The sequence below is a fragment of the Adlercreutzia sp. ZJ176 genome, from assembly GCF_011038975.1.
GTDB lineage: Bacteria > Actinomycetota > Coriobacteriia > Coriobacteriales > Eggerthellaceae > CAAEEV01.
Map to the genome: position 1 here is coordinate 1 of NZ_JAAKEC010000006.1, position 14,090 is coordinate 14,090.

Consider the following 14,090-nt stretch of genomic DNA (forward strand, 5'->3'; position numbering starts at 1 on the left):
TTTGACGTCACGTGCTACCCAACTTTATTGAGAGATTGGAAGATTTTTGCAAATCAACAAAGAAACGTGGGGGAGGCAGCATAAATGCCCCAAAACAGAGAAATCCCCCAACTTTTTAGAGAGAGCCATAAAGCATAGTTGCTAGGCGGTTATATTACAAGGCAGTTTCGGTTCTGATCAACAAGTTGGGTAGAAAATCGCAATAATCAACTCGCCATCAGGCAAAACACTCTAGATTGAACGTATCTTTGACAACTATAACCCCTGTTCAAACCCGATTTTGGGTACAACGAACTATGCCCTTTATGGGGTTGATTTTTGCAGGTTCGGTTTTTAGCGCCCTACGGGCACAGATAGGCCAAGGACATCACCGTCTTCTTGCGCGGCGGCGCGGCATTAATCAAGGGCATCACCTCCAGATCAAAGGCGGTTCGCTAGCCCCTCGGGTCTTCGAACTTGACGCCGTTGATCTTGATGCCGCGCTTGATGATTTTCATGTAGCCCAAAGACAAAAGACAACGTCTCCGCATGCGCTCGAATGTCTTGAACCCATAGCTTGTGCGTTTCAAGACCTTGATGGAGTTGTTGAGTCCTTCAGCTGTAGCATTGGTCTTGTTGAACTTATATCCGTTAAGGACGCCTTCACGGTTGCGCTTGATGCTCTTGGCAGCTCGCCTCATCTCAGGTATTCCGCTTCTTATTGCAAGGCTAATCCAATTGGAAAGAGAGTCACGCTTCTCAGCACACCATGTCATGTCAGACCAGTTGCGGAACAGGTGCATGAGTTTGTATGCACACTTAAGGTCGGGGTCAGCCTCCAGCAGGCGTTCAACCTTGGCAACACGTGCCTCACGGGGCTTCATGAAGGAAAGCTCCGCAATCTCTTCTTCGGTAAGGTCGAGCGTGGACATCAAAGCGGCACGGTTGTCGGCGAGTTTCTCAGCGTATTCAAAGTCGATGCGCTCAAGCTCTTCTGGGCGCGTCAAGAAAAGCTTCCAGGCTTTGCGCATCTCCCTGCGCAGGGGTTTGGGCAGCGACTCGTCGTTCTGGACGTGCCTGCGCACGCTGTTGAAGGCCTCGGTCGCGAGCTTTACCACATGGAAGCGGTCGATACAAAGCGTAGCGTCAGGAAACCAGGTCTTTTGGGCACGTATGAACATAGCGCTCATGTCGCTACAGAAGTAGCGCACAGAGGCGCGTTCCTTTTGATCGAACCCTTCGAAGAAATGCCCTATGCACTTCGTGGTGAGATGCGGCAGTATCTCAACCAGAAAGCCTGTATCCCCATCAGCTATTGCCACGGCCATTTTGCCCTCATTGGTGTTTGCCTTGAACTCGTCTATGCAAAGCGTTTCTGGCAGGTAGTGAGCATCGAGAATAGCCCGGTCGAGTACTTTGTTTACCATGTAGGTGCTCGGACCATTCTTCTCACTTGTTGCCTTCACGGACTTCTTGTCCATGAGGTCCATCAAGATCAGATCCTGTACGTCGACAGACATATGGATAGAAGCACCTCCTATCATCTTATGACTCTCGCTCCAGGTCTTTTTGCACTTGGGGCAGATCATGCGCGTAACTTCAATCATCAGCATGAGCGGCACACGGTGCGCCGGCGCATATCATACCTTGCGCCAGCGGTGGCCCTTTATATGAGCGTGTGCTCATCCCATAGTTCGACCAGATCAGCAACTGTTAGCTCATCTGCAAATGATCTATCTGCGAGTGCTCGCCGCCAGGCGTTCACTTCCACAGGTGTCATCCCGTTGCTCATGGTATTGCTCCTAACTGCTACGGACACGGGTTGCCATAGGGGTACAAGGGGAGGTGCGTTCTTCCCTTGTACCTTGTCTTTCCAACGCGCGGGCACACCCGCGCTCGCAGCGAACAGTTTCTCCTCGCGCGCCGGACGAGATGATCATAGGTCTGTAGATAGGAGCAAGGCCCTGTGTTTTGACGCCACGAGCCACCCAACTTCATTGGGAGATTGGAAGATTGTTGCGAAACAGCGGAGAAACGTAGGGGAGGCGGCGCAAATGCCCCGAAGCAGAGAAATCCCCCAACTTTTTAGGGAGAGCCGCAGTTTCGCGGTTTCTGCTGCCCATTATTTATGCAATCAGCCTCACTTGTTCGGTTTCGGCGTCTTCATTCCTGTCTGTTATTTCGGCTGCGTATGCGGCTGTCTATTTGGCATATTTCATTGTTGTGTACGTCTATTCAGGCAATAGAGCGGGTGTAACGTGTGATAAGGAGTAGTGATTGAGTGAAGATAGCAGTTGCCGGAACAGGATACGTAGGCTTGTCATTGGCTATATTGCTGGCGCAACATAACCAGGTTGAGGCCGTAGACGTGGCGGCCGAAAAGGTGGAGATGCTGTCACGGTGGAAGTCTCCTATACGCGACGCCGAGATTGAGCGGTTCCTAGCAGAAGCAAAGCGGAGCGAGCGGAAGCTCGATCTGTGCCCTACGCTCGATGGTGCGGCGGCCTACGCGAGGGCGGAGTTGGTGGTCATCGCCACGCCTACGAACTACGACTCAGAGAGGAACTTCTTCGACACCTCCTACGTGGAACAGGTGGTTGAGCTGGTGTTGGAGGTGAACCCGTCGGCCGTCATGGTGGTGAAGTCCACCGTACCGGTGGGATACACAAAGCTTCTGGTGGAGCGCTATCCGCAGGGTAGGTTTCTGTTCTCGCCCGAGTTCCTGCGCGAGGGGCACGCCTTGTATGACAATCTGCACCCCTCGCGCATCATCGTGGGCGTGCCCTCGGAGTCGCGATTCGCAAGTGAACTCGAGGAGGCGGCGCATGTGTTCGCCGGGCTGCTCATGCAAGGGGCCGAGGAGCCCGAGGGTTCCATCCCTACGCTTGTGATGCGGGCCACCGAGGCCGAGGCCGTCAAGCTCTTTGCCAACACCTATCTGGCCCTTCGTGTTGCCTACTTTAACGAACTCGACACCTACGCGGCTGTGAGGGGTCTGAACGCCGCTCAGATTATCGAGGGAGTGGGGCTGGATCCGCGCATAGGGAGCCACTATAACAACCCTTCCTTCGGCTACGGCGGATACTGCCTACCTAAGGACACTAAGCAGCTGCTCGCTAACTTTAAGAATGTTCCCCAGTGTATGGTTCAGGCCATCGTGGATGCCAACCGCATCCGCAAGGACTTTGTTGCCGAGGAGGTGATAGATCGTACCTGGAGGCTCGTCTATCAGGGCGTTGAGAGACCGGTGGTGGGTATTTACCGTCTTACTATGAAGACCGGCTCCGACAATTTCAGGGCTTCGTCTGTTCAAGGTGTTATGAAGAGGATCAAGGCCAAGGGGATCCCGATGGTCGTCTACGAACCTACGCTTGATGCGCCGGACTTCTTCGGGAGCGAGGTTACTCACGACCTCGAGGGCTTCAAGGAGTGCTGTGACCTCATCGTGGCCAACCGCTGGAACCCCGAGCTTACCGACGTGGCGGAAAAGGTGTACACGCGCGATTTGTTCCGGAGGGACTAGGTGCAGCCTTTTTCGCGAGGAGCCGCCCTAAATCCGGCCTTTCCGATAATCGGCTTAATTCGCGTGGTAAGAATAGTCAAATCTAATGGGCCTTTCTGAAAATCGTGTTGCCGATAAGGCCAAAACATTAACTTGATCAGGCGTTATGTATGAGAATTAAGTCGGCAACACCAGATTCAGAAGAAACGTGGTAGGTTTTAGGCCGCACTATCAGATGCCCTTGGATTCAAGGGTTTCAAAAACAAGCTATGAGACGCAGCTTTGCAACTGAGACAACGACGTTATGCGACCTTGGGTCCGGGCGGGCCCCTGGGCGCAGACCGGTGCGTCATGTGCGGCCCCTGGCGCTTCTTCTTGCGCTTGGCGGCAGCGGCGGCCTGGGCCTTCTTTCTTCTCTCGCAGGCGGTGGCGCTCTCGACGGCGTCAGGTGCGCCGAAGGCCAGAAGCAAACGGCGCCTTGTCTCTTCAAAGGTGCCGAACCCGCGGCTCTTGCGCTTGAGCTCCTTGATCTTGTCGTTGGTCGACTCCGCGCGCGCGGTGTTGATGCGGCTTATCGTCGCGGTCGCCAGGTACTGCTTGCGTCTGGACACGGTCTTGGCGAAGCGTCGCATCTCGGAAACCTCGAGCCCGCTCGCCTTGCTGACCCGGTTGTCGAGCGCCTTCTCGCATTCTTGTCTGTCGTTCCAGCTATGATCTTGCCATATGCAGCAGGGCTGGAGCACGAGGTGGGCCTGCCGCAAAAAGGAGTGCTTGGAGTCGCATATCGCGAGCACGTCGCAGATCGTCTTCCTCTCGGCCTCGATCCACGGCGCGTATCCGTGCTCGCGCCTTCTTTTTGCGCGGTTGACCGCGAGCTTTTTGTGGCGCCTCTTGATGTCGGCGCTGTTGCCCGCGCCCTTCTGCAGACGACGCCTGTCTTTGCGACGTGGAACCGGTCGACGCCTGTGCATGCGCTCCTGCACCACCTCCTCGCCGCGTCCAGGTAGGCGTCGTGCATGTCCGAGCAGAAGAAGGAGACGCGTTTGCGCTCGTCAAGACCGAACTGCCCGTACCACCTGTCCATGTCATCTTCGCCTCTGCCTTCCATGACGTCTGTCGGATGCCCCGTGGCGCCGTCGTAGGCGCAGGCCCAGAACACACACGCCTGCTTTCCCGTGTCGACCTCCCGGTAGCTTTTGGAATGGATCTCGTCCATGAGCAGGATTTTAGGGAGCCTTGGCTTTCCGATGTGCATGCTGCTTATGGCAAGGCGCACGGTGTCGTGCGAGATGCCGCAGGCTCGGGCGACCTCGGCCATGGTCTGCCGCCTTCTCAGAAGATCGATGACGCGTGCCTCAAGAGCGTCAGTTATGGCAGGGCTTGCGACGGAGGCGAAGGGGACGTCCGCGCTGTGCGTTGCCCCGCATCTTCTGCACCTGTGCCTGCGAACCTTCACGGTCAACGTGCAGGGCGTCTCGCCAACGACGTGCGCCATGCGCTTGGAGAAGCTGCCATGCCCTGTCATGGCGCGCCCGCACCGGGGACATGCGGGATCGGGGTCGTCGACTATGACGCGGAGATCGGAAAAGCCGGCGTTGATGCCCGCCTTGTCCACGCGCACGGCGTTTGGCAGCCCGACGTCTTCAGGATGCATCCTGCTCATGAGGCCATCACCCAGCCCACGAAGCCCGAGATAGCGGCGGCGCACCACCCCGGGCAGTCGTCGACGGCGCCGTCGTCGAAGGCGCACCCGCGCGAGAAGCACTTCTCCGCGAGCGCCTCGGCGCACAGCGCGTCCCACGCGCTGTGCTCGCCCCGCTCGATCTTCTCAAGAGCCGCAAGTTCTACCTCGTGCGCGCAAAGCGCGCTGCCGTCGGGCTTTGCGCGCACGCTTGCGTATGCGTTAGGCATAAGTCCCTGCGCATACGCCAGCCTTTTTTCTTGTTGGCTTCTCTGCTGTTCACGGAGCCGCTCCAATCCTCCGATGACGCAGATGCCGCAATGGGGGTGCGAGGCGTTTCCGCCGCCTTGCACCCTCTGCTCTTTTGCTTCCGATACGCTCTTGGATCCGCGCTATCGGAAATCGTCGTCGATAGATTTGATCGGAAGCCGAAGACGATCATGAAAGCAGCGGCATGAGATCGCAATACCCCAGTTCAGATAAGGTGAGCAACACGACTCTGGTGGAAAGTTGTGTTGCTAGGCCCAAAATGGAGGCAGAAATTGGCAAAGCAGCACCAGATTCGGAAAGGCCGACGAGACCTACCTCGGCGTGACGCTCTCGGGCGCCGGCGCGGCGATCTTGCAAACAGCGGCCGAGCAGGAGCTGTGCTTGTGGCCGGCTCATCCTCTTTCTTCGGTGGCTTTTCAGGTCCTGTGGATTGCGTATTCACAGAAGTTTCGACCCTCAGTGACTCGACTATCTCCAGACCGCTACGCAACGCCGCCCCCCTTGCCCATGAACGGACGCAAGTGCTCAATGAGCTTGTGGACCATGGTGCCAGGGCGCGACGCCTCAGGCGTCTTCCCGGCATTGCGATCTTCAAGTTTGCGGGCGTTCGCAAGCGCCACGTCGAGGCGCGGTTCGAGCAACGCGAACATCCCAGGTGTGCTCTTGTGGTAGGGTCCCGCGCCCATCTTGGCGAGGTGCGCGTCGAGCTTGGGGCCGTACATGCATCGGCTGAGGTCCGCCTGCAGGTACTCGAAGTGTAGCAGGTACCATAGCTCGAAGCACTCATTAGACCATATCGCGTGGAAGCGCGCGCCGCCGGCGTCCTCAGCCTCGCATGCCGCTGCGACGGCGTTGAAGTTTTCCGCGGCGAAGCTGTCCCGATCGTAGACGACCCACACATGCGTGTACCCCCGCGCGCTCGACTTGGCAAGCGCCTGCGCGTGGGCGAGCAGCGAGAGCGTGTTCATGCCGACGCCCCTGACGTCGACGGTGACCCAGTCTCCGCGGTGCTCGGCGTTCACGCGTTGGCGGATCTCCTCGAAGTACAACGGTTCGGTCTTGGTTCCCTCGGTCACGATCAGGTGGTGCTCGGGGCGCAAGGCGACCTTACGCGCCTTGTCCCTCGGTCCCGGCCAGCTCCTCTTCATCCGGGTCGCTGCCGATTCCCTTGCTCTCTTGACCTCGCTGTGCTTCGGCGGCTTATTGCTCATCGCCCGCACCCCACTCGAGCATGCTGCGCAGGTACGGGTCAGCGCCGTATTGGCCGGCCAGGTACTGCCTGTCATAGGCGTTCTGCGTACGTATGCGCTTGCCCTCGACGTCCACGATATCGGCCAGCGAGTAGAGTTCCGATGCACCGCTGTCGCCCTTGGCAGCGAACCAGATCTCGTCGCGGCGGAACGTCGCGCTGTTGAGCGTCGACATGTCATGCGACGTAAACACGAGCTGGGCCCTGTTGGGATTTGTGGCAGGGTCCGTGAACAGTCGGATGACGTAGCGCAGGAGCTTCGGGTGCAGTTTTGCGTCCATCTCGTCGGAGACGACCAGCGACCCGCTCGCGAGTGCGTCTAGCATGCGCGGTGCCAACCCCAGGAGTTTCTTGGTGCCGTTCGACTCCTCCGCGAGTTCGAGCTCGGTGTCGCCCCCGGCCTCGTGGGTGAGGTAGACGCCTTCCAGTCTGTCCTCGCCGTCGCGCTGATAGCGTATGCCGGTGATGTCGATGTCCATGCCGTTGAGCATGCGAACGACCCGCCGCTGCAGGTCCTTGTCGTCGACCCCGTACATATAATCTTCCAGGTTTGGCTGCGAGTAGTCCAGGAACTTGCAGCCAAGGAACCAGGCGAAGGCCGTGTCGACGGGTTCTAAGTCGTAGTTGATCGCGAGGAACGACAGCAAGGGCATCATGGTGTCCACCTTCGTGCTCACGCCCTTGCGCCGAAGAGACGAGCCCAGCTCGATCTTGCCGTCTGATCGCTCGAACAGGGTAGCCGTTGAGCCCTTGCCGGGCTTGCGGCGATGCAGGTACTCCTCCTCGACCTTACCGCGGTTGACCGACAGGACGTAGCGGTACGTGTAGCCGGCCGCCTCGAACACGGCGCGGAACGTTGTCGGCGAGGCTGCGGACTCGGCGTCGAAGGCGTAGGGCCGGCACTCTATGGGGGCCGCCCGCCCGCCCTTCATCCGCATGAGTAGCCACGGCCACGCGACCGAGCGGCACAGGCACTCGAAGGCCTGCAGCGCGCTCGACTTGCCACCGCCGTTGGGGCCGTACAGGACGGCGACGGGCAGTAGGTGCCGCCCGCCGAGCCCCTCGAGTAGCGTGTCGGAATGCTCCGCGATGCCGGCGGCTTCCATGCTCAGTTCAGCCTCGTCGCGATAGCACTTAAAGTTCTCGAAAGTGAAGCTCACTAGCATTTCAATTTCCCCTTACACCTTATATGAATTAATATAGTAGAAATACTACCATATTTGACTTTACAATAGCAACTTGTTGTTTTTTCAACGTGAGAAGAAACCGAAGAAACAGCGGAATGCCGCACACGCTTAATCCAGAAGGATTCGGCGTACATGCGAAACCTCATGGGAAAGCCGCGCACAGCTTGGGAAAGGCCGGAAATGAAGACTGAACCACATGAAATCTAGAACACCCAACATTGTTTTAAATTTGATTCATGATTCCCATCGTCTTCCTAGCAATACTCGTCAGTTTTGCTAAAATGAATCAAATCTGATTCATTGGAGGTCATGTGATCTACAGCAGCGACATCGCAGAGCGGGTCCGCCTCGGGCGGCGGGAGCTCGGGCTCACCCAGTCCGCGCTGGCCCAGGAGGCGCGCGTGAGCCGCCCCACCATCGCCCGCATCGAGGCCGGCGGCGCCGACAGCGTCTCCCTCGGAACCATCCTGCGCGTCCTCAACGCGACCAACTGGGACCTCTCGATTGAGCGCGGCGTCGCCCCGCGCGCGACCGAGGACGAGTTCGACATGGACACCTACCTCGACTCCCTCTACGGAGACGCCCGATGACCGCCCGGGCGCGCCGGCGCCTGGACGTGTTCGTCGCGCAAGCCCATGCCGGCGAGCTGCGCATGGCAGAAGATGGGGCTCTCACCTTCCAATACGATCAGTCGTACGCGGGACCCGACCTGTCCGTCCGCATGCCGTTCTCCTCTGGCGAATATGCGGGCAAATCGGTGTACGCCTGGTTTGACAACCTGCTGCCCGACGATCGGCGGGTGCGCCAGGGCATGGCCGCCGAGGCCGGAACGAGCACGGGGGTGTTCCCCCTTCTCGCCAACTACGGCGCCGATCTGCCGGGCGCCGTGCAGGTGGTGGCGTCTGACGATGTCGGCTCCCTGCTCAACCGGGGCCAGGGGTACGTGCGGCTCTCGAGAACCGAGATCGCCGCGCGCCTTCGAAGGATCATGGAGGACGAGGACGCCCAGCGGGCGCGCACCTGGGCGCGCAGCGACGAGCACTGGTCCCTCGGCGGCATGCAGACCAAGATAGCCTTGCGGGAGTTTGACGGGCAGTGGTACGAGTGCCTGGGGTCAAGCGCGTCGAACGTCATCGTGAAGCCGGGCGCCTGGGGGCTTGAGGGGCAAGCGTTCGTGGAGTGCCTCACCATGGAGCTCGCGAAGCGCTGCGGCTTGCCGACGGCGTCGGTGCGCGTCGAGCCGTTCGACGAGATCAGCGCCATCGTCGTGCAGCGCTACGACCGCTTCACCGCGCCGACGTCGGGCCTGGTGACGCGCATACACCAGGAAGACCTCTGCCAGGCGACCGGGACGGTCTCGGCCAAGAAGTACGCCGCGGACGGCGGGCCTTCCGCTCCCGAGGTCATGGGGCTGCTTCGCCGCGCCGAGGGAGGCAGCGCGAGCCGCTTCGTCGACGCGCTCCTGTTCAACTGCCTCACCGCGTCGACCGACGCCCACGCGAAGAACTACTCGGTGCTCCATCCCAGGAGGAGCGAGTACCTGCTCGCCCCCCTGTATGACCTGGCGAGCGCCGCGCCGTACATGGGGAAGGGGAAGACGTACCGGCTCGCCATGGCGATCGGCGGCGAGAACCGCGTCGGCTGGCTGCGGAAGTCATCTCTCGAGAGGTTCGCGCAGGCGAACGGCTTGGATTCGGGCCAGCTCGCAGACCGCGCCGACGAGCTGGCCGAGTTGATCAAGGACAACCTGGAGCCCGCCGCCGATGAGCTTGCCCGACAACCCGGCTCTGACGCCCTCGCAAGCTTGCTCATCTGTCGCCTGCGTGCCCTTTGCGATGCGACGCAGCGCAACATCCGCGTCGACGGCATCCACTTCAAGCCCGTCGACATCGCCCGTTTCGGGATCATGTCTTGCTGATGCCGATGAGAACGGCATGACACGGTGATTCGGCCTCGTCTGCCGAATCTCGAACGCGCAGGCGCTCTTCATGTCGGTGCCCTTTCCAAGAGGATCGGCTAGGTTTTAACGTAGTGCATGATTCACTCCCTCTGATTCTCATCTGCGCACCATGATGGGCTTGCGAATGATAAAGAAAGATAACGAAGATAAAGGATGATAAAGGGCGCCCCACGGGTGGGGTCCCAACGACGCGGGCAAGGGCCCCGCGTCCGGGTCCCAGCGGCGCGGCTTCGGGTCCTTCGGGCGGGCCCCGGCCGGCGCTCGCACCCCCTTCCTGGGCTTTGACTGAATCTTTTCCAACTTCGTCCGCTTTCCTTGCGCGCTCTTGACCTTCCTCAAACACGGCGCTTCTACCATGGCACCATGCCGGCGCAAGCGGAGTCCCCCTCCCGCTCCCGCTTGCCTGGCGCAACAAGCCATCTGGCCCGCTCCCGCAAGGCGGGACGAGGAAGGAAAGTGAAGAATGGAAGCGCAACCGATCGACCGCCGTCACTTCGTCAAAGGCACGGCAGCTCTGGCTCTCATGGGACTCACCTGGGGATTCGTCGGGTGCTCGTCGGGGAGCTCGGAAGGTTCGAGCAGCTCTTCGGCGCAGGGCGGCGCAAGCAGCGAGCCCATCACCATGGTGTGGCTGCCTGACAACTCCGCCAGCGACCTCACCGCCTCGCGCGAGGCCATCGGCAGCGCCATCACCGCCGCGTGCGGCAGGAAGGCCGAGCTGCTCACCACCACCGACTACAACGTCGCCATCGAGTCGCTCGCCACGGGCAAGGCGCACATGGCGCTGCTCGGCGCCGAGGGCTACGTGCAGGCGAACAAGAAGAACCCCCAGGTGCAGGCTGCGTTCACCGACTCCGACGAGGAAGGCGGGCTCGAGGGCGCCTGCTACTACAGCCGCATCAGCGTGCTCGAGGAGAACGCCGACCAGTACAAGGACGGCTCGGGCTACTCGATCCAGAACATCAAGGGCAAGTCGTTCTCGTTCGTGACCGCCACCTCCACCTCGGGCTTCAAGGTCCCCTCCTCCGCCATCGTGAACGAGTTCGGCCTCGAGAGCTCCGACGTGCTGCTCGAAGCCGGCGGGTTCTTCTCCGAGGTGCTCTTCGGCAACTCGCACCAGGGCTCGGCGGTGAACCTGCTCTCGGGCGACGCCGAGGTGGCCGCCTTCGACGACGTTGACGTGGACATGTTCCTCAACCTGGTGTCGGGCGAGGCCAACATGCCCGGCTCGGTGTACGAGGTGAAGGCCGACGCCGAGGCCCCCTTCGACGCCGTGCGCGGCAAGCGCTTCACCATCATCGCCTCGACGCCCGTGCTCAACGCGCCGTTCTGCTTCAACGAGGGCGTCATCTCGGACGAGGACCGCAACAAGATCATCGACTACTTCTGCTCGGACGCCGTGGCGAACGACGAGCGCATCTTCGTCAACCCCGACGACGAGAACGCGAAGGGCATCTTCGAGAAGGACTCGGAGAAGAAGTGCTTCGTGCGCACCAACGACGCGTGGTATGACCCCATCCGCAAGCTGAGCGGCAACTAGGGGAGCGGGAGCATGCAGGAGGAAAGCCCCCTTCTGGCGGTGAGCCACCTCACGAAGAGCTACGACGGCTGGTCGCGCGCGCTCGATGACGTGACGTTCAGCCTGCGGCGCGGCGAGTTCGTGAGCATCATCGGCTCGTCGGGCGCCGGCAAGTCGACGTTTCTGCGCTGCGTGAACCGGCTGGTGGTCCCCACCTCCGGCGTGGTGGAGTTCGACGGGCGCGAGGTGTGCACCGCGAGCAGGCGGGAGCTGCGCGCCCTGCGCCGCCGCATCGCCATGGTGTTCCAGCACTACAACCTGGTGGGGCGCTCCACGGCCGTGGAGAACGTGCTGCAGGGCCGGCTTGGCTACAAGTCGGCCCTGGCCGGGTCGCTTGGCATCTTCACCGAGGAGGAGAAGCACCGCGCGTTCCAGGCGCTTGAGCAGGTGGGCCTGAGCGACTTCGCCTACGCGCGCGCCGACTCGCTCTCGGGCGGGCAGAAGCAGCGCGTGGGCATCGCGCGCTCGCTCGTGCAGGACCCGCTGCTCATGCTGGCCGACGAGCCCATCGCGAGCCTCGACCCCAAGTCTTCGCGCACGGTGATGGACCGCCTGCGGTGGGCGGCCGATGAGCTGGGCATCGCCTGTTTGGTGAACCTCCACCAGGTCGACTTCGCGCTCGAGTACTCCGACCGCATCATCGCGCTCTCGGGCGGGCGCAAGGTGTTCGACGGCGTGCCCTCTGAGCTTGACGACGCGACCGTCAAGGCCATCTACGACGGCAATCACGACTCCGCGCAGCAGCTTGCGGAGGCGGAAGAGCTTGCAGCGGCGGAAGAGTATGCGGAAGCCGCAGGGCCCGCGGCGGGAACGGCGGAGGCAGAAGGGCGCGAAGGGGCGGAAGGCGGGCGCCCTGCCGTCCTGCCCGTCCGCCCCGCATCCCTCGCCGCGAGCGAGGTGGTGTGACGTGGCGGCCCTCGTAAGCGCCGCGGGGGCGGGTGCGAAGGGGAGCGCCGAGGCGCAGGCCGCGGCGTTCTTCCGCAAGCGCCTGCTCTTCCTCGCGGCCGCCGTGGCGGCGTTCCTCGCGCTCAACGCCGTCTGCGCCGCGTATGTGGACTACAGCTTCATCGACACGCTCGTCCAGGTGCCCGCGGGCGTCGCGTGGCTGATCGTGGAGTTCGCCCCGTCGGCGGCTTCGCTCGAGAAGCTCGGCGTGATCCTGCCGGCCCTCGGGTCCACCATGCTCGTGTCGGTCGCGGCGAGCTGCGTGGCGGCGGTGCTCGCCTTCGCGCTCGCCGTCATGGGCTCACGCTCGGTGGGCCTCGGTGGCCCGCTGCCGCTGCTGGCGCGCGGCATCGCCTCGCTCTTCCGCAACATCCCCGTGGTGGCGTGGACGTTCGTGCTGCTCTTCTCGTTCAAGCAGAGCGAGTTCACGGGGTTCCTCGCACTTCTGTTCACCAGCTTCGGCTACCTCGTGCGCTGCTTCCTCGAGACGGTTGACGAGGCGGCGAGCGGGCCGGTTGAGGCGCTGCGCGCCGTAGGGGCCTCGTATCCCCAGATCATCGCCCAGGCGGTGATCCCGCTCACCATCACGCAGGTCATCAGCTGGGTGCTCTACATGATCGAGACCAACATCCGCGACGCCACGCTCGTGGGCATCCTCACGGGCACGGGCATCGGGTTCGTGTTCGACGTGTACTACAAGAGCTTCCGCTACGACGTCGCGGGGCTGGTGATACTGACGGTCATCATCGTGGTGATCGCCTGTGAGATGACGTCGAACTTCGTGAGGAGGCGGATGCTGTGAGCGGGCGCGGCTTGAATCGAACGCCGGCGAGTGTGCAGGCGGTGTGTCAGGAGGCTGGGCCGGCGGCAGCGGCTGCGGCTGCGGAGGGCGCGTGCCCGGGCGCGCGCCTCGGCCGCTCGGGGAGCGTCAAGGTGCACGTGGCGAGCCGCGAGAACGTGGCGCTCATGGCGGTGGTGGCGCTGCTGGCCGCGGTGACCGCGTTCGCGCTCGCCACCATGGACTTCGGCAAGGCGACGTTTCCCGCGGCGTGCATCGAGGCGCTGGAGGACTTCGCCGCCATGATGCTCACCCCGGGGCTCTCGGGCCACTTCACGCTGGTCGACGTGGTGGAGGGCCTGTTCGTGTCGCTTGCGCTCGCCTTGCTCACCACGCTCATCGGCGCCGTGATAGCGTTCGTCTTAGGGCTTCTGGCCTCGTCGAACCTGTCGAGCCGCGCGGTGAGCAACGTCATCAAGGCGCTGATGTCGGTGGCGCGCGCGGTGCCCACCATCTTGTGGGTGCTCGTGTTCTCGGTGGCCATCGGGCTGGGGCCCGAGGCGGCGGTCACGGGGCTTCTGTTCCACAGCGTGGCCTACCTGGTGAAGGCGTACTCGGAGAGCTTCGAGGAGGTCGACCCCGGGGTCCTCGAGGCTCTGCGCGCGGCGGGCGCGTCGTGGTGGCAGGTGGTCATGCGCGGCGTGGTGCCCGAGAAGGCCAGCGAGATGCTGTCGTGGACGTTTCTGCGCCTCGAGATCAACTTCGTGAACGCCGTGGCGGTCGGCGCCGTGGCGGGCGCGGGCGGCATCGGCTACCAGCTCTTCCTGGCCGGCGGCTTCTACTACGACATCCACGAGGTGGGGCTGATCTCGTATCTGTGCCTCGCCGTGGCCGTGGTGCTCGAGGTGGCGGCCACGCGCCTGCGGGCGCGCCTCACCACCACGCGCTGACGTGGGCGTG

Annotated in this window: 12 protein-coding genes and 1 pseudogene; 7 read left to right on the forward strand and 6 right to left on the reverse strand. The window is 61.9% G+C overall.

Translation table 11 applies throughout. From position 1 onward, the window contains the following. Positions 1-434: 434 nt before the first annotated feature. Positions 435-1,601 (reverse strand): ISL3 family transposase, encoded by a 1,167-nt coding sequence (locus G7Y50_RS04175; protein WP_255464119.1) that lies wholly within the window; start codon positions 1,599-1,601, stop codon positions 435-437. Between the two features lie 659 nt (positions 1,602-2,260). Here G7Y50_RS04175 and G7Y50_RS04180 point away from each other — a divergent pair. After that, complete coding sequence (locus G7Y50_RS04180; protein ID WP_165049398.1) at positions 2,261-3,502, forward strand: nucleotide sugar dehydrogenase; 1,242 nt, start codon at positions 2,261-2,263, stop codon at positions 3,500-3,502. A 281-nt stretch (positions 3,503-3,783) separates the two neighbouring features. Here the strand turns inward: G7Y50_RS04180 and G7Y50_RS04185 are convergent, their stop codons facing one another. The 5 genes and pseudogenes from G7Y50_RS04185 to G7Y50_RS04205 all read right to left on the reverse strand — a co-directional run bounded on the left by G7Y50_RS04185 (position 3,784) and on the right by G7Y50_RS04205 (position 7,847). After that, positions 3,784-4,452, reverse strand: a complete 669-nt coding sequence (locus G7Y50_RS04185; protein ID WP_165049408.1) for a transposase — start codon at positions 4,450-4,452, stop codon at positions 3,784-3,786. Positions 4,453-4,475: 23 nt separating this feature from the next. After that, positions 4,476-5,144: pseudogene (locus G7Y50_RS12240) on the reverse strand (helix-turn-helix domain-containing protein); the annotation flags it as partial. Then, complete coding sequence (locus G7Y50_RS04195; protein WP_165049418.1) at positions 5,141-5,392, reverse strand: hypothetical protein; 252 nt, start codon at positions 5,390-5,392, stop codon at positions 5,141-5,143. The gene G7Y50_RS04195 and the pseudogene G7Y50_RS12240, both read right to left, overlap by 4 nt. Before the next feature lie 522 nt (positions 5,393-5,914). After that, positions 5,915-6,532, reverse strand: coding sequence for an RloB family protein (locus G7Y50_RS04200; protein WP_165056946.1), 618 nt, complete (start codon positions 6,530-6,532; stop codon positions 5,915-5,917). A gap of 100 nt (positions 6,533-6,632) precedes the next feature. Further along, positions 6,633-7,847 (reverse strand): ATP/GTP-binding protein, encoded by a 1,215-nt coding sequence (locus G7Y50_RS04205; RefSeq protein WP_165049439.1) that lies wholly within the window; start codon positions 7,845-7,847, stop codon positions 6,633-6,635. A gap of 332 nt (positions 7,848-8,179) precedes the next feature. Here G7Y50_RS04205 and G7Y50_RS04210 point away from each other — a divergent pair, with 332 nt between their 5' ends. From G7Y50_RS04210 to G7Y50_RS04235, 6 genes are all read left to right on the forward strand, one after another. Beyond that, positions 8,180-8,458, forward strand: coding sequence for a helix-turn-helix transcriptional regulator (locus G7Y50_RS04210; protein ID WP_206214765.1), 279 nt, complete (start codon positions 8,180-8,182; stop codon positions 8,456-8,458). Next, positions 8,455-9,786 (forward strand): HipA domain-containing protein, encoded by a 1,332-nt coding sequence (locus G7Y50_RS04215; protein WP_165049450.1) that lies wholly within the window; start codon positions 8,455-8,457, stop codon positions 9,784-9,786. Before G7Y50_RS04210 ends, G7Y50_RS04215 begins: the two co-directional genes overlap by 4 nt. A gap of 505 nt (positions 9,787-10,291) precedes the next feature. Beyond that, positions 10,292-11,368 carry a phosphate/phosphite/phosphonate ABC transporter substrate-binding protein gene (locus tag G7Y50_RS04220; RefSeq protein ID WP_165049457.1) on the forward strand — a complete coding sequence of 359 codons (1,077 nt, stop codon included), beginning with the start codon at positions 10,292-10,294 and terminating at the stop codon, positions 11,366-11,368. Between the two features lie 12 nt (positions 11,369-11,380). Further along, positions 11,381-12,313: a phosphonate ABC transporter ATP-binding protein gene (phnC, locus tag G7Y50_RS04225; RefSeq protein WP_165049482.1), complete on the forward strand. Its 933-nt coding sequence runs from the start codon at positions 11,381-11,383 to the stop codon at positions 12,311-12,313. Position 12,314: 1 nt separating this feature from the next. Then, entirely contained in the window at positions 12,315-13,154 is an 840-nt protein-coding gene (locus tag G7Y50_RS04230; protein WP_206214768.1) for an ABC transporter permease subunit, read from the forward strand. Then, complete coding sequence (locus G7Y50_RS04235) at positions 13,151-14,080, forward strand: ABC transporter permease (RefSeq protein WP_165049506.1); 930 nt, start codon at positions 13,151-13,153, stop codon at positions 14,078-14,080. Before G7Y50_RS04230 ends, G7Y50_RS04235 begins: the two co-directional genes overlap by 4 nt. The last annotated feature ends 10 nt before the right edge of the window (positions 14,081-14,090 follow it).